The sequence below is a fragment of the Sphingomonas sp. genome (genome assembly GCF_017304635.1).
Classification (GTDB): Bacteria; Pseudomonadota; Alphaproteobacteria; order Sphingomonadales; family Sphingomonadaceae; genus Sphingomonas.
In genome coordinates this window covers 237,865-258,511 of record NZ_JAFKMA010000005.1, presented here as the reverse complement: position 1 = coordinate 258,511, position 20,647 = coordinate 237,865, and the positions used below count along the sequence as shown (strand labels likewise).

General features: G+C 67.1%; 18 protein-coding genes and 1 tRNA gene. 8 read left to right on the top strand and 11 right to left on the bottom strand.

Annotated features, from left to right (window positions below; all coding sequences use genetic code 11):
• Positions 1-20: 20 nt before the first annotated feature.
• The 4 genes from J0I47_RS14845 to J0I47_RS14830 all read right to left on the bottom strand — a co-directional run bounded on the left by J0I47_RS14845 (position 21) and on the right by J0I47_RS14830 (position 3,253).
• Positions 21-803, bottom strand: coding sequence for an enoyl-CoA hydratase-related protein (locus J0I47_RS14845; protein WP_294047738.1), 783 nt, complete (start codon positions 801-803; stop codon positions 21-23).
• Positions 803-1,231 carry a methylmalonyl-CoA epimerase gene (mce, locus tag J0I47_RS14840; protein WP_294047737.1) on the bottom strand — a complete coding sequence of 143 codons (429 nt, stop codon included), beginning with the start codon at positions 1,229-1,231 and terminating at the stop codon, positions 803-805. Before mce ends, J0I47_RS14845 begins: the two co-directional genes overlap by 1 nt.
• A 105-nt stretch (positions 1,232-1,336) precedes the next feature.
• Positions 1,337-1,627 carry a GIY-YIG nuclease family protein gene (locus tag J0I47_RS14835; RefSeq protein ID WP_294047736.1) on the bottom strand — a complete coding sequence of 97 codons (291 nt, stop codon included), beginning with the start codon at positions 1,625-1,627 and terminating at the stop codon, positions 1,337-1,339.
• A 99-nt stretch (positions 1,628-1,726) separates the two neighbouring features.
• Positions 1,727-3,253 carry an acyl-CoA carboxylase subunit beta gene (locus J0I47_RS14830; RefSeq protein ID WP_294047735.1) on the bottom strand — a complete coding sequence of 509 codons (1,527 nt, stop codon included), beginning with the start codon at positions 3,251-3,253 and terminating at the stop codon, positions 1,727-1,729.
• A gap of 109 nt (positions 3,254-3,362) precedes the next feature.
• Between J0I47_RS14830 and J0I47_RS14825 the strand changes: the two genes are divergently transcribed.
• Positions 3,363-5,264, top strand: a complete 1,902-nt coding sequence (locus tag J0I47_RS14825) for a S9 family peptidase (protein ID WP_294047734.1) — start codon at positions 3,363-3,365, stop codon at positions 5,262-5,264.
• Between the two features lie 62 nt (positions 5,265-5,326).
• Positions 5,327-5,453, top strand: a tRNA-OTHER gene (locus J0I47_RS14820).
• 5 nt (positions 5,454-5,458) lie between these two features.
• On the opposite strand, the gene J0I47_RS14815 is transcribed toward J0I47_RS14820, so the two are convergent.
• A complete protein-coding gene (locus J0I47_RS14815) occupies positions 5,459-6,502 on the bottom strand; it encodes a cell wall hydrolase (RefSeq protein ID WP_294047733.1) in 1,044 nt (347 codons plus the stop codon).
• 442 nt (positions 6,503-6,944) lie between these two features.
• Complete coding sequence (gene clpS / locus J0I47_RS14810; RefSeq protein WP_294047766.1) at positions 6,945-7,283, bottom strand: ATP-dependent Clp protease adapter ClpS; 339 nt, start codon at positions 7,281-7,283, stop codon at positions 6,945-6,947.
• 170 nt (positions 7,284-7,453) lie between these two features.
• Between clpS and J0I47_RS14805 the strand changes: the two genes are divergently transcribed.
• Entirely contained in the window at positions 7,454-8,062 is a 609-nt protein-coding gene (locus J0I47_RS14805) for an NAD(P)H-dependent oxidoreductase (protein ID WP_294047732.1), read from the top strand.
• A gap of 3 nt (positions 8,063-8,065) precedes the next feature.
• On the opposite strand, the gene J0I47_RS14800 is transcribed toward J0I47_RS14805, so the two are convergent.
• From J0I47_RS14800 to J0I47_RS14790, 3 genes are all read right to left on the bottom strand, one after another.
• Positions 8,066-10,198 (bottom strand): TonB-dependent receptor, encoded by a 2,133-nt coding sequence (locus J0I47_RS14800; protein WP_294047731.1) that lies wholly within the window; start codon positions 10,196-10,198, stop codon positions 8,066-8,068.
• A 194-nt stretch (positions 10,199-10,392) separates the two neighbouring features.
• On the bottom strand, positions 10,393-11,103 hold the full coding sequence (locus J0I47_RS14795) for a phasin family protein (RefSeq protein WP_294047730.1): 711 nt from the start codon (positions 11,101-11,103) through the stop codon (positions 10,393-10,395).
• A 208-nt stretch (positions 11,104-11,311) separates the two neighbouring features.
• Positions 11,312-12,901 carry an alpha/beta fold hydrolase gene (locus J0I47_RS14790; protein WP_294047729.1) on the bottom strand — a complete coding sequence of 530 codons (1,590 nt, stop codon included), beginning with the start codon at positions 12,899-12,901 and terminating at the stop codon, positions 11,312-11,314.
• A 119-nt stretch (positions 12,902-13,020) separates the two neighbouring features.
• On the opposite strand from J0I47_RS14790, the gene J0I47_RS14785 reads away from it, so the two are divergent.
• The 3 genes from J0I47_RS14785 (at position 13,021) to J0I47_RS14775 (ending at position 15,555) form a co-directional block, all read left to right on the top strand.
• Positions 13,021-14,229, top strand: coding sequence for an LL-diaminopimelate aminotransferase (locus tag J0I47_RS14785; protein WP_294047728.1), 1,209 nt, complete (start codon positions 13,021-13,023; stop codon positions 14,227-14,229).
• A gap of 130 nt (positions 14,230-14,359) precedes the next feature.
• On the top strand, positions 14,360-15,139 hold the full coding sequence (locus tag J0I47_RS14780; RefSeq protein ID WP_294047727.1) for a sulfite exporter TauE/SafE family protein: 780 nt from the start codon (positions 14,360-14,362) through the stop codon (positions 15,137-15,139).
• The gene (locus J0I47_RS14775; RefSeq protein WP_294047726.1) at positions 15,136-15,555 is read left to right on the top strand and encodes a thioesterase family protein; all 420 of its coding nucleotides are present in this window, start codon (positions 15,136-15,138) and stop codon (positions 15,553-15,555) included. Before J0I47_RS14780 ends, J0I47_RS14775 begins: the two co-directional genes overlap by 4 nt.
• Before the next feature lie 29 nt (positions 15,556-15,584).
• Here the strand turns inward: J0I47_RS14775 and J0I47_RS14770 are convergent, their stop codons facing one another.
• Positions 15,585-16,082 carry a helix-turn-helix domain-containing protein gene (locus J0I47_RS14770; protein WP_294047725.1) on the bottom strand — a complete coding sequence of 166 codons (498 nt, stop codon included), beginning with the start codon at positions 16,080-16,082 and terminating at the stop codon, positions 15,585-15,587.
• Positions 16,083-16,237: 155 nt separating this feature from the next.
• On the opposite strand from J0I47_RS14770, the gene J0I47_RS14765 reads away from it, so the two are divergent.
• Together J0I47_RS14765 and J0I47_RS14760 are read left to right on the top strand one after the other, a co-directional pair.
• A complete protein-coding gene (locus J0I47_RS14765; RefSeq protein ID WP_294047724.1) occupies positions 16,238-16,555 on the top strand; it encodes a hypothetical protein in 318 nt (105 codons plus the stop codon).
• 116 nt (positions 16,556-16,671) lie between these two features.
• Positions 16,672-18,762 (top strand): bifunctional (p)ppGpp synthetase/guanosine-3',5'-bis(diphosphate) 3'-pyrophosphohydrolase, encoded by a 2,091-nt coding sequence (locus J0I47_RS14760; protein WP_294047765.1) that lies wholly within the window; start codon positions 16,672-16,674, stop codon positions 18,760-18,762.
• Between the two features lie 25 nt (positions 18,763-18,787).
• On the opposite strand, the gene J0I47_RS14755 is transcribed toward J0I47_RS14760, so the two are convergent.
• A complete protein-coding gene (locus J0I47_RS14755; RefSeq protein ID WP_294047723.1) occupies positions 18,788-20,584 on the bottom strand; it encodes an aminopeptidase P family protein in 1,797 nt (598 codons plus the stop codon).
• Positions 20,585-20,647 lie beyond the last annotated feature (63 nt).

The window sequence follows — 20,647 nt, the reverse complement described above, 5'->3', positions numbered from 1 at the left end:
ATGGTTGAACGGCAACCGCATCACTGCCCGCGAAACTCCGCCTTGCGCTTCTGCAGGAAAGCCATGCCGCCCTCCATCGAGTCCGCCGTGCCGCGCGCCGCGCGCTGGTTCTCCGCCTCGCGCAGCATCGCGGCGTCGTAGCCGTTCTCGAACGCATGGCCGAGCCCGCGCTTCATCAGCCCGAGCGCGACGGTCGGCCCCGCCGCCAGCCGCTCGGCGAGCGCGAATGCCTCCGCATCGAGCGCATCGTCGGCAACGACGCGGTGGATCATGCCCCACTCCAGCGCCTTCGCGGCGACCACGCGCTCGCCCAGCATCATCATCTCGGTCGCCCGCGCCCGCCCGATCAGCCGGGGCAGCATCCAGCTCGCGCCGCCGTCCGGCACCAGCCCGATATTGACGAACGCCTGAAGGAAATACGCCGTCTCGCTCGCCACGCAGAAATCGGCCGCGAGCGCCAGGCTGCACCCGATCCCCGCCGCCGGCCCGCGCACCGCGCTGACCACCGGCACGCCGAGGTCGGCGATCGCCGCCATCGTCGGGTTGTAGCTCTCGGTCAGCGCGGCATAAGTCGCGTTGCCCGGATTCTCGCTGCCGAGTGCGCCGCCGCCGACATCGGCGCCCGAACAGAAGGCCCGCCCCGCCCCCGTCACCAGCACCGCGCGCGCCCCGCCCAGGTCGCCGATCGCATCGCGCAACTCGGCGAACATCGCCGGCGGCGCCGCGTTCAGCCGATCCGGTCGGTTGAGCGTCACCACCAGCACATCGCCGCGGCGCTCGGTCAGGATATGCTCGTAACTCATCAATGATCGCCCTTCCCGGCTTCTTGGGGACTTTCCATGATCTCGGTCAGCACCCCACCCATGTCGCGCGGGTGGACGAAGAAGATCGGCGTGCCGTGCGCCCCGATCCGCGGCTCGCCGAGCACGCGCGCGCCCTTCACCTCGAACCACGCCTTCGCCGCGTGGATGTCGGGCACTTCGTAGCACAGGTGATGCTGCCCGCCCGCCGGATTCTTCTCGAGGAACGCGCGGATCGGGGAATCGCCGAGCGGTTCGATCAATTCGATCTGGGTGTTGGGGGTATCGACGAAGCACACCTTCACGCCCTGCGCGGGCACGTCGAACGGCTCGCCGATCGCGGTCGCCCCCATCACGTCCCGCCAATAGGGGATCGCCTCGGCGATCGACGGCGTCGCCACGCCGACATGGTTGAGCCGGCCGAGGATCATGCGGTTTCTCCTGTCGTCATTGCGAGCGTAGCGAAGCAATCCAGGGCTGCGCGCGGGACGCTGGATTGCTTCGCTCCGCTCGCAATGACGAGGTGCGTGAATGTATCAGCCATTGGCGACCTGTTCGTACAAATCCTGCCAATCGGGATTCAGCGACTCGATCAACGCGAGCTTTCTCGCCCGCGATCCGGCCTTGATTTGTTTCTCCCGCCCGATCGCACCCTCCATCATATCTGCCATTTCGAACCACACGAGCATCTTGCAGCCGTATCGCTTGGTAAATCCGTCCGCCACACCTTCACGATGCTGCCAGGCGCGTTGCGGCAAGTTCGAGGTCACGCCGGTGTACAGCGTTCCATTCCGTTTGCTCGCCATGATGTAGACGGCAGGTTGCATCACACCGTTCAGCCTATCGCGTCATTGCGAGCGCAGCGAAGCAATCCAGGGTGTCGCGCGGAACCCTGGATTGCTTCGCTGCGCTCGCAATGACGGGGACTAGAGCGGAATGTTGTCATGCTTCTTCCACGGATTCTCGAGCTGCTTCCCCCGCAATTTCCGTAGCCCCAGCGCGATCCGCCGGCGGGTCGAGTGCGGCTGGATCACTTCGTCGATGAAGCCCTTCGACGCCGCCACGAACGGGTTGGCGAAGCGCGCCTCGTATTCCGCGGTGCGCTCGGCGATCTCCTCCGGCGTCCGTCCGCGGAAGATGATCTCCACCGCGCCCTTCGCGCCCATCACGGCGATCTCCGCGGTCGGCCAGGCGTAATTCAGATCGCCGCGCAGGTGCTTCGACGCCATCACGTCGTAGGCGCCGCCATAGGCCTTGCGCGTGATGACGGTGATCTTGGGCACGGTCGCCTCGGCATAGGCGAACAGCAGTTTCGCGCCGTGCTTGATGATGCCGTTATGCTCCTGCGCTGTGCCGGGGAGGAAGCCGGGCACGTCGACGAAGGTCACGATCGGAATCTCGAACGCATCGCAGAAGCGGACGAAGCGCGCCGCCTTCTTCGACGAGTTGATGTCGAGCACGCCGGCCAGCACCATCGGCTGATTGGCGACGACGCCGACCGTCCGCCCCTCGATCCGCCCGAATCCGCAGATGATGTTGGCGGCATGGCTCGGCTGGATCTCGAAGAAATCGCCTTCATCGACGGTTTTGCGGATCAACTCGTGCATGTCGTACGGCTGGTTGGCGCTGGCCGGGATCAGCGTGTCGAGACTGTCCTCGATGCGGTCCCACGGGTCGGCGGTCGGGCGCTCCGGCACCGCCTCGCGGTTCGACGCGGGCAGGAAATCGACGAAATCGCGCGCCGCCAGCAACGCCGCGATATCGTCGTCGAAGGCGTTGTCGGCGACCGAGGTCTTGGTCGTGTGCGTGACCGCCCCACCCAGCGCCTCCTGCGTCACCACCTCGTTGGTCACTGTCTTCACCACATCGGGGCCGGTGACGAACATGTAGCTCGAATCCTTCACCATGAAGATGAAGTCGGTCATCGCCGGCGAATAGACCGCGCCGCCCGCGCACGGACCCATGATGAGCGACAGCTGCGGCACCACGCCCGACGCCAGCACGTTGCGCTGGAACACTTCGGCATAGCCGCCCAGCGACGCCACGCCCTCCTGGATGCGCGCGCCGCCCGAATCGTTGAGGCCGATCACCGGCGCGCCGATCTTAAGCGCCAGATCCATGATCTTGCAGATCTTTTGCGCATGCCGTTCCGACAGCGAGCCGCCGAACACGGTGAAATCCTGGCTGAACACGCACACCAGCCGGCCGTTGATCGTGCCCGTGCCGGTCACGACGCCGTCGCCGGGGATGATCGTCTCCTGCATCCCGAAATCGACGCAATTATGCTCGACGAACATATCGAGCTCCTCGAAGCTGCCCTCGTCGAGCAGGACGTCGAGCCGCTCGCGCGCGGTCAGCTTGCCCTTGGCGTGTTGCGCGGCGATGCGCTTTTCGCCGCCGCCCAGGCGGGCGGCATCGCGGCGGCGGGCGAGTTCTTGCAGGGTCGATGACATGGCGCCGCTTGTTGGACGTTTCTCGGACGAACGCAACCGCCCCCGCTTTTCAACGACCTGCGAAGCGGGCTAGCGATACGCATCCTCGCTTTTTCCCCCGGAGTGCCCGATGCGCCTGACCCTTGCCGCCGCCTTGTTGATCGCCACCGCCGTGCCGGCGATCGCGGCGCCGCTCCATTCCTATGGCAGCCTGACGCTGTCGCCCGCCGGCGACCGCATCGCCGATGTCGAGAGCGAGGGCTATGCGCGCGGCAAGATCGTGATCCGGTCGGTCCGCGACGGCCGCATCCTGACGACGATCGATCCGTGCAGCGCGTGTAGCTATTCGGGGCTGACCTTCGGGCCGGGCGGGTCGCTCGCTTGGCTGCAACGCGATCGCAACGCAGGGACGGTGGCGCTGGTCACCGGGGACGGCAAGTCGACGCGGACGATCGCCGCGATCAAGGGCATCGCGCAGGCGCCGCGCTTTTCCCCCGACGGCAAGCGGATCGCGCTGCTCGTCACGATCGGCGCGGCCAAGGAATCGGGCGCGACGCAGCCCGGCGTGCGCCAAGTCGGCGAGATCGGCGAGAAGAGCGACGAGCAGCGGATCGCGGTGTTCGACCTGGCCGCGACCAAGCCCGTCAGCGAGGTGACCCCGCTCTCCCCGGCCGATCGCTACATCTACGAATATGACTGGACGCCCGATGGCCGCGGGTTCGTCGCCAGCAGCGCGCTGGGCAACGGCGACAACAATTGGTGGGTGGCGACGCTCGACGCGATCGACGCGACGACCGGCACCGTCCGCACGATCGCGCGGCCGAAGACCCAGATCAACTATCCGCGCGTGTCGCCTGACGGGCGCAGCGTCGCGTTCATCGGCGGGCTGATGAGCGATTTCGGCTCGGTCGGTGGCGACGTCTGGACAGTCGCGATCACCGGCGGCGATCCGGTCAACATTACCAAGGGGGAAAAGGCGACCGTCACGTCGCTCGACTGGACCGGCGGGGGGTTGCGCGACACGCGGCTGATGGGCGCCGATGCGCAAGTCGCCGCACTCGTCCCCGGACGGCCGACCCAGGTGCTGTGGACGCAGCCCGCCAGCTTCGCCGCCGGTGACGGCCGCGTCGCCTACAGCGCCAACGGCCAGGTCGCGGCGACGATCGTGCAGGATTTCGAGCATGCGCCCGCCATCTATGCCGGCGCGCGCGGCGACATGCGCAAGATCACGGCGGACAATGACGGCCAGGCACCGGTCGTGAAGGCGACCAGCATCACCTGGCGCAACGACGGCTACGACGTGCAGGGTTGGCTGATCGGCCCGCGCACCCCGCCCACCGCCAAGGCGCCGATGATCGTCAACGTCCATGGCGGACCGTCCGCCGCCTCGACCCCGCGCTTCATCTCGGCCGGGTCGCCCGACGCGGAGTATATCGCCAACGGCTATTACGTCTTCTACCCCAATCCGCGCGGCAGCTACGGCCAGGGCGAGGCGTTCACCCAGGCCAATCGCCGCGACTTCGGCGGCGGCGACCTGCGCGACATCCTGGCCGGGGTCGACGCGGTCGAGAAGGTCGCGTCGATCGACGACGCTCGGCTCGGCCTGACCGGGGGCAGCTATGGCGGGTTCATGGCGATGTGGGCGAACACCCAGACCAATCGCTTCAAGGCGATCGTGGCGGGTGCCGGCCTGTCCAACTGGATCAGCTATTACGGCACCAACGGCATCGATCGGTGGATGATCCCGTTCTTCGGCAAGTCGGCCTATGACGATCCCGAGGCGTACCAGAAGGTGTCGGCGATCACCTATATCAAGAAGGCGCGGACCCCGACCTTCATCTATGTCGGCGAACGCGACATCGAAGTGCCGCCGACCCAGTCGATCGAATATTGGCATGCGCTGAAGGAAATGGGCGTGCCGACGACGCTGATGATCTACCCCGACGAAGGCCATGGCATCCGCCAGCCGGAGCATCTCGCCGACCTGAAGAAACGCGTGTTCGCATGGTGGGCGAAGTATCTGGGGAAATAGGCAGAGGCTCCCCGTCCCAACGCGAGCGCGATTTATCTAAATCCTCGCTCACCCTCCACCCCGGCGAAGTCGGGGCTCAGGTTGGGGACGAGTCTGATAAGCGTTGTGCGCCGTTGCCGGGGCTTTCCCAACTGGGCCCCGGCCTTCGCCGGGGTGGTGCAGCGCCGGTTTGATTCGTCTTCGCCACCAGCAAATCAACGCAGCGGCTTGCCCGAATCCTTCCAGCGATCGAGCACCTGCGACTCGTCGGTGCCGGTGGTGCGCGCGGGCGGCGCGACGATCGCGACGCTGGCGTTGCGATAGGCGGGCTGGATCGTCGTCAGGTCGGTGGTCGACGCCGATGCCAGCGGGGCATGCGCCGGCTCGGGCATCGTGGCGATCGCCGCCACCGGCACCGGCATCACCACCGGATCGAGCGCGCGATACGGCCCCGGCACCGGCTCGCCGCCGTGATAACGCGCGTTGCTGAACGCCGCCGCCGTCCCCCAATATCCCTTCCACCGATGGAAGAAATGCGCGCCGATCGCGTCGGTCATCACCAGCGCGCGGTTCCACGCCGGGGTGACCGCGTAGGTATGGTAGTGCGTCGCCAGCCCGACCGCGCCCATCACGTAACCGTTGAGCGCCGCCGCCGCGATCCGCGTCGCGCGCGCCATGCCGAGCGCCGATCGCGGCCGCGCCATCGCGCCGTCGCAGGCATAGCTGAACTGGCACCCGGTGGTCCGTTCCGACCCCTGATAAACGACGCCGCAGACGGTCGCGGGAAACGCCGGATGCCGCACGCGATTGAGGATGACCTGCGCCACCGCGCGCTCGCCATCGTCGCTTTCCGACGCCGCTTCGTAATAGACCGCGGTCGCCAGGCAATCGAGCGCGCGCCCGCGATCCTGCGCGCTGGCGCCGGCCATCGAGAAGGGCGTGGCCGGCCGCACCGTTGCGCCGAGGTCGGGGATCAGCATCGCGTTGGCCGGGATCGCCAGTTTCGCGATGTCGATTGTGCCGGTCGTCCCGGCGGACGGCGCGGCATGGTCCTCCGCGACGTAGAGCAACGCCGCGCCGGGGAAATGATCCTCGCTCTCATAGCCGATCGGCGGCAGCGGCGGGTGCGCGGCGACCGGCGGCGGCGCGTAATAGGCGACCACGGCCGCCTTCGCCGACACCGCGAGCACGGGCAGCGCCAGCAGCGCGATCAGCATCGCCCGCCCCCGCTTCACCGCTCCTGCCCGCCACTCGATCACGCTTGCCGCGACTCCCGCCGGTCCATCCGGCGCGAGCCGCGCCTAGCGCAAAAACCTCACCAAATCGCGACCGATCTGAACGCCGTCCCGCGGTGAAGCAGTTGATGGTTAACGTAAATTTTGGAAGGACGGCGTCGACGTCGAACGAGTCTTACCAGGACCGATCGGCTCACCCGGCACTTCCATAAAGCCGTCACCCCGGCCCCGTGCCGGGGTCCACCAAGCCGCGTGCGCATCGTTCGACCCTCTAGCGTTTAGGAGAGCCGCCCGGTGGACCCCGGCACAGGGCCGGGGTGACGAAGCATCGACGGATACGCTACCGCGAAATCAGCTGGGTGCCCGGCCCGCGAAGTAAATTCGCGGGGCGTCGGACGGCCGGCCAAACCGACCGCCGGCCGGGCGTGCCGCCGTCAGCGAACAGCGTGCGCTAGTCGTGTCGCGGCTACGCCTTCTCCAGCGTGCATTGCAGCGGGTGCTGGTTCTGGCGGGCGAAGTCCATCACCTGGCTGACCTTGGTTTCGGCGACTTCGTAGCTGAACACGCCGCACACGCCGACGCCCTTCTGGTGGACGTGGAACATCACGCGCGTCGCTTCCTCGACCGACATGCGGAAGAATTGCTGCAGGCACAGCACGACGAATTCCATCGGCGTATAATCGTCGTTGAGCATCAGCACGCGGTACGGCGTCGGCTGCTTCGTCTTGGCGCGGGTCCGCGTCGCGATCCCGACGCCGGTGCCGTCGGTGTCGCGGTCGTCGCCGCGGCCGGGATCGCCGGCCATGGTGGGGGGATAATCGATCATCGCAGGCCGAAAATATGGCATCGCCGCCATCGAGGGCAAGGGGCAAGCGCAACGCCCCCCGCGCTTTTCGCGCCGTTGCGCCGCCGTTTCGAGCGGAACGCCGTGGAGTCCTCGCGCGTCTGGTCGCGGCACACTTCGAAGGACTCGCCATGCCCCTCATCGCCCAGCCGATCAATTGCACCCTCAAGCGCAGCGGCGGGGAGGAAAGTTCGACCGACCGCATGATCGCGGTGCTGGCCAAGGAGTTCGAAGCGAAGGGCGTGACGATCGCGCCGACCATCCGCGTCGCCGATCACAATGTGCTGCCCGGCGTCACCTCGGACGAGGGCGACGGCGACGACTGGCCGAAACTGCGCGAGCGGATCCTTGCCGCCGACATCTTGATCCTCGGCACGCCGATCTGGATGGGCCAGGCGGGTAGCGTCGCGAAACGCGTGCTGGAGCGGATGGACGCCTTTCTCGACGAAACCGACGATGCCGGCCGCATGCCGAGCTATTCGAAGGTCGCGGTCGCCGCGATCGTCGGCAACGAGGACGGGGCGCATTTCGTGTCGGCGCAGCTGTTCCAGTCGCTGAACGACGTCGGCTGGACGATCCCGTCGGTCGCCGCCTGCTATTGGGTCGGCGAGGCGATGGGCTCGACCGATTTCAAGGATCTGAAGGAAACGCCCGACAAGGTGGCCAAGACGGCGACGATGGTCGCCGCCAACGCCGCGCACCTCGCCGGCCTGCTCCAGCGCGAGCCCTATCCGGGATGAGGCTCAGAACGTCCCCTTGACCGAAAACTGGAAGATCGGCCCGACCAGCTGGTCGTGATATTCGCGGAACAGCAGCGGGCTGGTCGTGCGACGGCCGTCATAGACGTAGCGATCGAGATAGTGCCGCCCGTTTAGCGGGTTGAACACGCTGGCGCGCACCGTCAGCCCCATCAGGTTCTTCCGCTCGACGAACATGCTGAAATACCACGGCCCCTCCCAGCTGCGCAGGACTTCGGTCGGGTAATAGGTGCGGTTGAAATGGTCGTACTGCGCCTCGGCGCCATAGGCGAACCGGCTGTGCGGCACGTCCTGGCGGAAGGCGATGTCGATCGAGGCGTCGTGATTGCCGCTGATCGAGCGCTGTTCGCCGGTCAGCGGGTCCTTCACCCGCGTGCGCTCGATGGCGAAGGTCGCGTCGATCTTCGCGCCGCGCCAGCCCATCGGATCGAACTGGATCGTGCTCGTGCTCTGGATGCCGAGCCGCGTCGCAAGCGGCAGATTGCCGACCCCCTGTCCGTCGACGCCGATCGGGATCAGGTCGACGATATCCTCGATGCGATGATAGAAACCGCGCAGCCGCGTCTTGCCCCACCGTCCGAGCTCGCGCCCGACTTCGCCCTCCAGCTCCCAGCTCTGCGGCGGGACGAGGTCGGGGTTGCCGTCGCTCTGGCGATCCTGGCTGAGATTGGGTTGCGACAGGAAGTCGTAGAAGTCGATCTGGCCGACGCGGCGACGCAGCTTCAGATTGGCGTCCCACCCCGGCGACGGCCGCCAGCCGAGCGACACGCTGCCCTTCGGCCGGAAGAAGCGGCGCGGCGCGAGGTTGCCGTCGACGCGCGTCAGCGTGCTCTGCTCGGCGCCCACCACTAGCTGGAAATCGATCTTCGGCCCGAACGGCCGTGTCCAGGTCGCGGTCCCTTCGTAGCGCGTCTCGGTGACCTTGCCCGACCCGCCGGGGAAATCGATCGGGTCGAAGCTGCGGCCGGGCGACAGGTTAAACAGGGTGCCGCGTTGGTCGAGCGAATTGTACGCGCGTTCGAACGATAGCTGCCAGGTGTTCTTACCGCCCTTCCACGTATATTCGGCGCGGCCCACGGTCTCGCCGATGTTCGAGTTGCGGCCGAACCGCGTGCCGGTGTCGGGCGCGCCGCTGTCATAGGTCATCGTCTGCGTCGTCGTCATCGGCTCGTGGTCGAAGTGCCGCAGCCCGATCAGCTTGAGCCGGCCGCCGCCGAGCTGGAAGTCATAATCGCCGCTGATGTCGTAATATTGCCCCGACAGGCCGACGCGGAGCAGCCGGCTGCGATCGTCGCCGTCCGCGCGGATGCGGCGGTCGGCATTGTAGACGGGTTGCCAATAAGGCGTGATCGCCAGCGTCAGATTGCCCTTGGCCGAACCCGGCCCGCGAAACGCCAGCTTGGCCTTCGCCGTCACCATATCGGATTCGCCATGATAGACCTGCTCGCGCCGCTCGATCAGCGCGCCGGTCGCATCGGTGATGAGCACCGGCCCGCCGAACCCGCCACGCCCGGTCGAATCCTCGAGCGACAGCGTGTAGTCGAGCCAACCGTCCTTGCCCGTCTTGCCCGAATAGCTGATCGATCCGGCGAACAGCCGGGGCCGGGCATAGTGCGCGCGGAAATCGGGATCCCATTCGAACCGCCCGCTGCCGCCGCTCGCCTTGACGATCACATTGGCGACCTGCCCGACCAGCCCGGCGATGCCGAGCCCGGCGGCATCGACGATCTCGATCCGGACGACGTTGCCGGCCGGAACCTTCTGCAACTCGTCGACCGCGCCGCCCGATTTGTTGGCGATGCGCTCGCCGTTGATGAGGACGTTCTCCGACGCCTGCCCCAGCCCGCGTTCCTGATCGGCGACGCGGATGGTGAAACCCGGCACCTGCTGGAGCATGTCGTACGCGGTGTTTGGCGCGAACCGCGCGAAGTCGACGGGCAGATAGACGCGCTTGGCCCCTGCGGTCGACAGCGGCTGCGGCGCGGGCACGACGGCGGGGTCGGTGGTGGTCGTACCGGGCGCCGGCGCGGTCTGTGCCGATGCCGCGACGGGCACGACGCTCACCGCGGCGAGGAGCGCAGCGCGATAAGCCGCACGACCCGGAAAACCAACCATCACGCCCGAACTCCCAACTGACTACGTCTGTAATCTTATTCGATTACGCCTGTAGTCGAAAGTTCAGCGGCGTCAAGCCGTATTATGTTAGTATAACACTAGCGGCAATGCGTCCTATCTTGCGCCCACGAAAAAGCGGCCGCCGGTTGCCCGGCGGCCGCTTTCGTTATCCTGCCCGCAAGGGCGGAAGGGATCGCTTACGCGGCGACCTTCAGCTTCTCGGCGGCAACCGCGACGCGGTTCGAGATCGGCTTGGCGACGTCGCCGGCCAGCTTGATGAGCGCCTCGGTGTTCTTCGAGCTTTCCGCGACGAACGAGTCGAACTGACCCTTCATGAAATCGGTGTGCAGCTTCAGGAACTCGGTCGGCGACTTGACGCCGGCGAAGTTCTTCATCGTGGCGGTGACGCCCTCGAACTGCGCACGCGCATATTCGGCATAGTCCTGGCCCAGCGTCTGCAGGCCGTTCGCGGCGATCTTGCCCGACTCAACGAGCGCTTCGAGGTTGCCCTTGTTGAAGTCGTTCAGCTCGGCGAACGCCTGCGAGCTCTTCTCCATCGCGGCCTTGGCGCGCGAGTTCATGTCGGCGAACACGGCCTCACCCTTGGCGGTGGCGGTCTTCGCGGCGTCCTTGATCGTGTCGGTCATGGTGGTCACTTCCTTGTTGAGCGCCGGGGCCGCGTCGGCGGCCACGGCGGATACGGTTTCGGCAACGGCGGTAACGACGTGTTCCACGGCGGGGGTCTCGATGACCGGCCACACCGGCTGCTCTGCGGCAGGCGCTTGGGCGACGACGGCGGGAGCAGGCTTGGCCGGTTCCGGCTTTGCCGCGGGCTTGGCGACGTTCGCCGGCTGCTTGGCCGCGGGCTTGCGCGCCGGAGCCTTCGAGACGGGAGCCTTGGTCGACATGCACGTTCTCCGCAGCGTCATTGCTGCACTGCACAAAATAGGCAGCCGGCAACGATAGTCAAGCGGTTTTTGTGCAGTGCAACATAAGCGTCATTTGTTGGTCGCGGTGCCGACCCACTCCCCCACCCGACCGCCCATAAGGTATGATATTTGGGAGGTCGGGTGGGGGAGTGGGCCGGTACTACTATCGCGCCGAGAGGCGCGCAAACTAGCGCGTCCTGACGTACCGTCCCGGCGCATCCTCGATCGCTGCCAGCTTGCCCTCGCCGGGCACGCGTGCGTGCGTGGCGGGAACGTCCTTGCCGCCGAACCCGCGGATCCATTCGATCCAGTCCGGCCACCAGCTGCCCTTGTGCTCCTCCGCCCCGGCGACGAACTCGGCGAGCGACGGCGCGCTGCTGTCGCCGGTCCAATACTGGTATTTCCCAGCGCTCGGCGGATTGACCACCCCGGCGATATGCCCAGACCCCGCCAGCACGAACTTGAGCGGGCCGGTGAAATGGTGCGTGACCTTCCACACGCTGGCCGCCGGCGCGATGTGATCCTCGCGCCCCGCCTGGATGTAGGACGGCGTCTCGACCGCGCTCAGGTCGATACCGACGCCCAGCGCACTCACGCCGCCCGGGGTCGCCAGCTTGTTGTCGCGATAGAGGTCGGTCAGATACGCCTTGTGCCATTTGGCCGGCAGGTTGGTCACGTCGCCGTTCCAGTGGAGCAGGTCGAACGACGGATGCTTGTCGCCCATCAGGTAATGGTTGACCACCGGCGACCAGATCAGGTCCTTGCCGCGCAGCAGGTTGAAGGTGGCGGCAAGGTAGCGCCCGTCGAGGAACCCCTCGCCCGAGACGCTCTCGATCAGTTGCAGATACGCGTCGTCGATGAAATTGAGCAGCTCGCCCGCTTCGGAGAAATCGACCTGCGCGGTGAAAAAGGTGGCGCTGGCAACCTTGTCGGCTTGCTGTTTCGCGGCCAGCACCGCCAGCGTCGCGGCCAGCGTCGTGCCCGCCACGCAATAGCCGATCGTGTGCACCGCCTTCACGTCGAGCGCGTCGCGGATCGTGTCGATCGCGTCGATCTGCGCGGCGATGTAATCGTCCCACACCACGTCCTTCATGCTGGCGTCGGCCGATTTCCAGCTGACCATGAAGACGCTCAGGCCCTGCTCGACCGCCCAGCGGATGAAGCTCTTCTCCGGGGACAGGTCGAGGATGTAGAAGCGGTTGATCCAGGGCGGGAAGATGACGAGCGGGATCGCCGCGACGCTGTCGGTGGTCGGCGTGTAGTGGATCAACTGGTAGAGCGGCGTTTCGTGGATGACCTTGCCCGGCGTCGTCGCGATGTTGTGGCCGACTTCGTAGGCGTTCGGGTCGGTATGGCTCAGCTGGCCGCGCTTGAAGTCGGCGAGCAACTTGGCGAACCCCTCGGCCAGGCTCGCGCCGCCGGTGTCGAGCGCGCGATTGAGCGCCCGCGGGTTGGTGAAGGGCGAGTTGGCCGGGCTCATCGCCTCGACCAAGGTCCGCATCGCGAAGCGCGCGCGGCCGCGCTGTTCCTCGTCGAGCCCCGGCGCCTGGTCGACCGAGGCCATCATCGCCTCCGCCATCATCGTGTAGCCCTGGCGCATCAGGTCGAAGACGGGGTGCTCCCATTCCGGCCCGGCGAAGCGGCGGTCCTTCGGGTCGACATGCTCGCGCCCGGCGGCGGCGACCGGGGCCAGCACCTGGCCCCAGGCGTCGAGCACCGCGCGCACGCCATTGGCCGGCGTTGCATCGCTGTCGGGTGGGGTGGGATCGTCGCGCATCGTCCAACTCCTAATCGATCCGCGTGACATTTGCACGTCGGCGGCGAACCGGCGCACGATAGTTTCGCCCGGTGCCATTTGCACTTTCGCAAACGCACGCCGCAGTGCAAAGCGCCGCCATGTCCGAGGAATTTTACCGCATCAAGCGGCTGCCGCCCTACGTCATCGCCGAAGTCAACGGCATGCGCGCGGCAGCGCGCGCGGGCGGCGAGGACATTATCGACCTGGGCATGGGCAACCCCGATCTGCCGCCGCCGCCGCACGTCATCGAGAAACTGGTCGAGGTCGCGCAGAAGCCCGACGCGCACGGCTATTCGCAGTCGAAGGGCATTCCGGGCCTCCGCCGCGCGCAGGCCAATTATTACGCCCGCCGCTTCGGGGTCGAGCTCGATCCCGAGCGCGAGGTGGTAGTGACGATGGGATCGAAGGAGGGGTTGGCCAGCCTCGCCACCGCGATCACCGCGCCGGGCGACGTCGTGCTGGCGCCCAACCCGAGCTACCCGATCCACACGTTCGGCTTCATCATCGCCGGTGCGACGATCCGCGCGGTGCCGACCACGCCCGACGAAGCCTATTTCGAGAGCCTCGAACGCGCGATCGCCTTCACCGTGCCGCGGCCGAGCGTGCTCGTGGTCAATTATCCGTCGAACCCGACCGCGGAGACGGTCGACCTCGCTTTCTACGAACGCCTCGTCGCCTGGGCGCGCGAGAACAATGTGTGGGTGCTGAGCGACCTGGCGTATTCGGAGCTCTATTACGACGGCAAGCCGACCGTCTCGATCCTGCAAGTGCCGGGCGCGAAGGACGTTGCGGTCGAATTCACCTCGCTGTCCAAGACCTATTCGATGGCGGGGTGGCGGATCGGCTTCGCGGTCGGCAACGCCGGATTGATCGCGGCGATGACGCGGGTGAAGTCGTACCTCGATTACGGCGCGTTCACCCCGATCCAGGCGGCGGCGTGCGCCGCCTTGAACGGCCCGCAGGACATCGTCGAGGCGAACCGCCTGCTCTATCACAAGCGCCGCGACGTGCTGGTCGAAAGCTTCGGCCGCGCCGGCTGGGACATTCCGGCGCCGCGCGCGAGCATGTTCGCCTGGGCCCCGCTACCCCCGGCGCTCGCCCATCTCGGCAGCCTAGAGTTCTCCAAGCAATTGCTGACCCAGGCCAAGGTCGCGGTCGCGCCGGGTGTGGGGTATGGCGAGAATGGCGAGGGCTTCGTGCGGATCGCTTTGGTCGAGAACGAACAGCGCCTGCGCCAGGCCGCGCGCAACGTGAAGCGCTACCTGCAATCGATGGGCGTCAACACGCCGACGCAGGGCGCGGGCTGAGGCTGTTGGATCGCTCGATCGTCGATAGAACCGTATTCCTGCGAAAGCAGGAATCCAGGGGACGAAGCGGATCGCTCGTAACCCTGGGCTCCTGCGTGCGCAGGAGCACGGCCAACTTCACGACTATCGCATGACCATCAACCCGCTCTATTCGCTCGCCGGGGTGCTGGTCGGGCTGGTCGTCGGGCTGACGGGGGTCGGCGGCGGGTCGTTGATGACGCCTTTGCTGGTGCTGGTGTTCGGGTTCCATCCCGCGACGGCGGTCGGGACGGACCTGCTCTACGCCTCCGCGACCAAAACCGTCGGCACTACCGTCCATGGCTGGCGCGGGACGGTCGAGTGGCGCGTGGTCGCGCGGCTGGCGATGGGCAGCGTGCCGGCGGCGATCCTGACGTTGCTGGTGCTCGGCCATGCCGGGATGACGGCGCGCGACACCAGCATGACGATCTCGGTCGTGCTCGGCATCGCGTTGATGCTGTCGGGGCTGGCGACCTTCTTCCGCGCGCGCATTGTCGGCTGGCTGACGCCGCGACTCGGCGAAGGGACGGAGCGGCGCGCGGCAGGGTGGACGATCGCGCTCGGTGCGCTGCTCGGCGTGCTGGTATCGCTGACCTCGGTCGGGGCCGGCGCGCTCGGCATGACGGCGCTGCTAGTGCTCTATCCGCGGTTGCCGATCAGCCGGCTGGTCGGATCGGACATCGCGCATGCCGTGCCGTTGACCCTGCTCGCCGGGATCGGGCATTGGTGGCTGGGATCGGTCGACGGCAGTCTGCTGGTCTCGCTGCTGGTCGGATCGGTGCCGGGCATCATCGTCGGCAGCATCGTCGCCAGCCGCATTTCCGACCGCATCCTGTCGCCGATCCTGGCGGTGGTGCTGATGATCGTCGGCTGGAAGCTGGTGGCCGGATGAGCGCCGCGCCCTTCTCGACTCGTTTCCGCGTCCGCTATGCCGAGATCGACGGGCAGAAGGTGGTGTTCAACTCGCGCTACCTCGAATATGCCGACGTCGCAGTCACCGAGTTCTGGGAATGGACCGGCATCGCCGCCGCGCTGGGCACGGCGTGGTCGGAAACCGAGTTCCATGTCCGCCATACCGCGATCGATTACCTGAAACCCTTCGTGCTCGGCGACACGGTCGAGGCGGCGGTACGGATCGCGCGGATCGGGACGAGCAGCCTGACTCAGACATTCGAGCTGCGCCATGCGACGACCGGCGTGCTGCATACACGGATCGAGATGGTGGTGGTGAATGTCCACCTGCCGACCGGCCAGCCCGTTCCGCTGGCGGGCGACGTCCGCGCGTTTCTGGAGACGCTGGTCGGCTAATTAATCCGTCGCTGCGAGCGGAGCGACGATCACTCCGCCGCCTGTTGCAACGGTTCGTTCTCGCCGACCACGTCCTCGGGCAGCGCCCAGTGGAGGTCGCCCTTGCACGACAGCGGGCGGCCGTCGTGCGACAGGACCTGGACCGGCTGGATGCGGCGCATGTCGCGCGCATCGACCAGCACCGGGCTCGCCGGCACGCCCGTCTCCCAGCGCTCGCCCCATTGCCGCAACGCGACCATCGTCGGCAGCAGGGCGAGGCCCTTCTCCGTCAGCATATACTGGATCTTGCGGCGATCCTCGGGCAGCGCGTCGCGCGTCAGGATGCCGTGCTCGACCAGCCGCCCCAGCCGGTTGGCCAGTATGTTGCGCGCGATCCCGAGCTCGGACTGGAACTCCTCGAAATGATGGAGGCCGTTGAACGCGGCACGCAGGATCATGAACGACCAGCGCTCCCCCATCACCTCGAGCGCGGCAGGCAGACTGCATTCGACCAGGTCGCGCAGCGGTTCCCTGAGGTGTCCGCCCATCAGAATTCCTCTCGTTTCGACGCAACGTATCCGATTTCGACTGTCATGAAAATGCCTTGAAGCGGTTGGGGAAAATTCTGGTTGCAAGTCGCAACCTATCGGCGTAGGTGGCGATTCGCAACCTATTGTGCGTTGCACCGTAGAAGGAGGAAAACATGTCCCGCTATACCAGGATTCTCGCCGCGCTCGCCGCCGCGCCGCTGTTCGGCGCCGGGATCGCCGCCGCCGCCCCGGCCACCAGCGGCTATTATGTCGCCACCCCGACGGCCGTCCCGACCAAGACCAGCATGATTACCCATGACACCGTGTGGAAATTCCGCGACGGCGCCTTCACCGCCGCCAAGGCGCCGGAGCGCGACATGGTGCTGTGCCAGCTCGTCGCGCAGCGCGTCGGCAAGCTGAACGCGTTCACCGTCGGCGGCCAGGCGTTCGACGACGCCTCGCTGACGAAGTGCAACGCCAAGGCGCAGTAAGCTCCCCTCGGGCCGGCCGCGGCGAACCGTCGCGGCCGGTCTCTTTTCGTCCGGCGAGCGCGACCGGCCAAGAATTTGTTGCAAAGCAGCGCATTCCCGCCATCTTGGCACCCAAGATGCTGCGCCAATACGAGCTGGTCGACCGGGTCCTGAGCTACGACCCCAATGCCGACGAGGCACTGCTCAACCGCGCGTACGTGTTTTCGCTACAGGCGCATGGCAGCCAGAAGCGCGCCTCGGGCGATCCCTATTTCAGCCACCCGATCGAGGTGGCCGGCATCCTGACCGACCTCCACCTCGACGACGAGACGATCGCGACCGCGATCCTGCACGACACGGTCGAGGACACCGTCGCCACGCCGGAGCAGATCGAGAAGACCTTCGGGTCGAACGTCGCGCGGCTGGTCGACGGCGTCACCAAGCTGTCGAAGATCGAGGCGCAGACCGAGAGCGAGCGCGCCGCCGAGAATTTGCGCAAGTTCCTGCTGGCGATGTCCGACGACATCCGCGTGCTGCTGGTCAAGCTGGCCGACCGGCTGCACAACATGCGCACGCTCCACCACATCCCGAAGCCGGAGAAGCGCCGCCGCATCGCCCGCGAGACGATGGACATCTACGCCCCGCTTGCCGAGCGGATCGGCATGTACGAATTCATGAAGGAGATGCAGAGCCTCGCCTTCGCCCAGCTCGAGCCCGAGGCGTTCGAGTCGATCGCCAAGCGGCTCCAGCTCCTGAACGACGGCGGCGGCGACCGCATCGCCAAGATCGGCTCCGGCCTGAAGCTGCTGTTGTCGCGCCACGGCGTCGATGCCGACATTTCGGGGCGCGAGAAGCATCCGTACAGCATCTGGAAGAAGATGCAGGAGCGGCACATCAGCTTCGAACAGCTGTCCGACATCATGGCGTTCCGCGTGATCGTCGCGACGGAGGAGGATTGCTACCGCGCGCTCGGCATCATCCACCGCCGCTGGCCGATGGTGCCGGGGCGGTTCAAGGACTTCATCTCGACGCCCAAGCGCAACGGTTATCGCTCGCTCCACACCAGCGTGATGCACGCCGGCGACACCCGCGTCGAAATCCAGATCCGCACCGACGAGATGCACGCGGAGGCCGAGCACGGCCTCGCCGCGCACTGGGCGTACAAGACCGGGAAGGTCCGCGCCGACACCCAGCACAGCTGGATTTCCGATCTGGTCGAAATCCTGGAGACGGCGGACAGTCCCGAGGAGCTGCTCGAACATACCCGGATGGCGATGTACCAGGATCGCATCTTCGCCTTCACGCCGAAGGGCGAACTGCACCAATTGCCCAAGGGCGCGACGCCGATCGACTTCGCCTATGCGGTGCACACCGACCTGGGCGACCAGGCGGTCGGTGCGAAGATCAACGGGCGGCACGTCCCCTTGCGCACCGTGATCGAGAATGGCGACCAGGTGCAGATCCTGCGGTCGAAGGCGCAGGCGCCGCAGCCGCACTGGCTGAATTTCGCCGCGACCGGCAAGGCGCGCGCCGCGATCCGCCGCAAGCTGCGCATCAGCGAGCGCAAGGAAACGCTGGCGCTGGGCCGCAAGCTCTACGACGAGATCGTCCAGCGCCTGCCCGCCCCGCTGTCGGTCGATGCGGTCAAGACGGCGCTGCGCAAGCTCAAGCTCGACAATGAAGACGCCCTGCTCGAAGCGGTGGCGCGGCGGCGCGTGACCGATGCCGAGGTGATGGAGGCGCTGATGCCCGGGTCGGCCACCACCGACGCCGGCCGCGCCCTGCCGCAACAGGCGGCGGCGATCTCGATCACCGGGCTGACCCCGGGCGTCGCCTACACGCTCGGCGAATGCTGCCATCCGGTGCCGGGCGACCGCATCGTCGGCCTGCGCCGCCCCGACCAGGGGATCGCGGTGCACCGCATCGACTGCCCGGTGCTCGGCGCGTCGGACGATGCCGACTGGGTCGACCTGGCCTGGGGCGACAAGGCGGAAGGCGCGACCGCGCGGATCGAGGTCACGCTGAAGAACGAGCCCGGCGCGCTCGGCACGGTGTCGACGATCATCGGCCAGCACCGCGCCAACATCCTCAACATCCGCTTCGACACCAGCGACACCGGGTTCCACACCAACGACGTCGACCTGGAAGTGCGCGACGCCGGGCACCTCAACAAGCTGATGGCGGCGTTACGCGCGGCGGATGCCGTGACGGCGGTGGCGAGGCCGTAGCTCCCTCTCCCAACGGGAGAGGGAATTATGCGATCGGGGCGCATTTCTCCAGCAGCCAGGCGCGTTCCGCCGGGTCCAGTTCCGGCCCGAGCGCGTCGAGCACCGTGGCATGATAGGTGTCGAGCCATGCGCGTTCCGCCGGCGTCAGCAGGCTCGGATCGATCAACCGCCGCTCGATCGGGGCGTAAGTCAGCGTCTCGAACCCCATCATCGGCGATTCGGCGCCGGGAATGTCGCGCGGCTCGACCAGGATCAGGTTCTCGATGCGGATGCCGTATTCGCCCGCTTTGTAATAACCGGGCTCGTTCGAGATTATCATGCCGACGCGGATCGGCTCCGACGGGCCGCCGCCCGGATAATTGGGCTTCGCGATCCGCTGCGGCCCCTCGTGCACCGACAGGTAGCTGCCGACGCCGTGGCCGGTGCCATGCGCGAAATCGAGCCCCACTTCCCACAGCGGCCGCCGCGCGAAGCTGTCGAGCTGGCCGCCATTGGTCCCGTCCGGGAACACCGCCGCGGCGAGCGCGATATGGCCTTGCAGCACGCGGGTGAAGCGATCGACCATCTCCGCGCTCGGCTCGCCGACCGGCACCACGCGGGTCAGGTCGGTGGTCCCATCGGCATATTGGCCGCCCGAATCGATCAGATAGAGCTGACCGGGTTCGATCGGCGCGTTGGACTGCTCGGTCACCTTGTAATGCGGGCTGGCGCCGTGCGCGCCGGTCGCCGAGATCGTCTCGAAGCTCAAATCCTTCAGCGCGCCGGTCGCCTCGCGCAACGCCTGCAACTTGGCCGCCGCGCTCAACTCGGTCTCGCCGCCGCCGGGAAAGGTTTCCTCGCACCATTTGAGGAAGCGCGTCACCGCGGCGCCGTCGCGCACGCTGGCGGCGCGATGCCCGGCAGTCTCCGCCGCGTTCTTAATCGCCTTGGCCAACACGACCGGATCGCGCACCGCGAGCACGGTCGCGCCGCCCGCCTTCAATCCGTCGAAGATCGCCGCCACCGCGCGCTCCGGATCGGCGGCGACCCGCTTGCCGGCATAGCGGGACAGCGACGGCGCGAAGTCGCGGCGGTCGTGGACTCGCACCGCATTGCCGAGATGCGCGGCGACGTTCTCGCTCATCTTTTCCGGCGCGACATAGAGGTCGAGCGTCCCGTCGCTCTGCGCGATGGCATAGGCCAGCGCGACCGGCGTGTGATCGACGTCGGCCCCACGCACGTTGAGCGCCCAGGCGATCGAATCGAGCGCCGACAGCACCACCGCATCGGCCTTTTCGCCCGCCAGCCAGTCGGCGATCTCGGCGCGTTTCGCGGCCGAGGACTTGCCGGCATGCTTGTCGGACTGTACCTCCAGCCGGGCGAGCGACGGCGCCGGACGGTCGGGCCAGATCGCATCGACCGGGTTGGTATCGACCGCGACCAGGTCGGCCCCCTTCGCCGCCAGCGCCTTCGACGCTTCCGCCACCCAGGCCGAAGTATGGAGCCACGGGTCGTAGCCGATCCGCGCGCCCTGCCCTGCATGCTCGCCGAGCCATGCCGATACGCTCGTCGCCGGCACGTCGACATATTGCCAGGCGCCGCCGTCGACCTGTTCGCGAACCTGGAGCGTATAGCGGCCGTCGGTGAAGATCGCGGCCTCCGCCGGCAGCACGACGGCGGTCCCGGCCGACCCCTGGAACCCGGTCAGCCAGCCCAGCCGCTGCGCATAGGCGCCGACATATTCGGACATGTGCTCGTCGGTCAGCGGCACGACGAACCCGTCGAGGCGGTCGCGCTTGAGCTGGTCGCGCAACGCGTTCAGGCGGTCGGCATAAGTGGACATCATTCTCTCCTTGGCGCGCCCCTTACCGCGACGACCTTGGAGAAGTCGAGCGGCGGTCTCGTC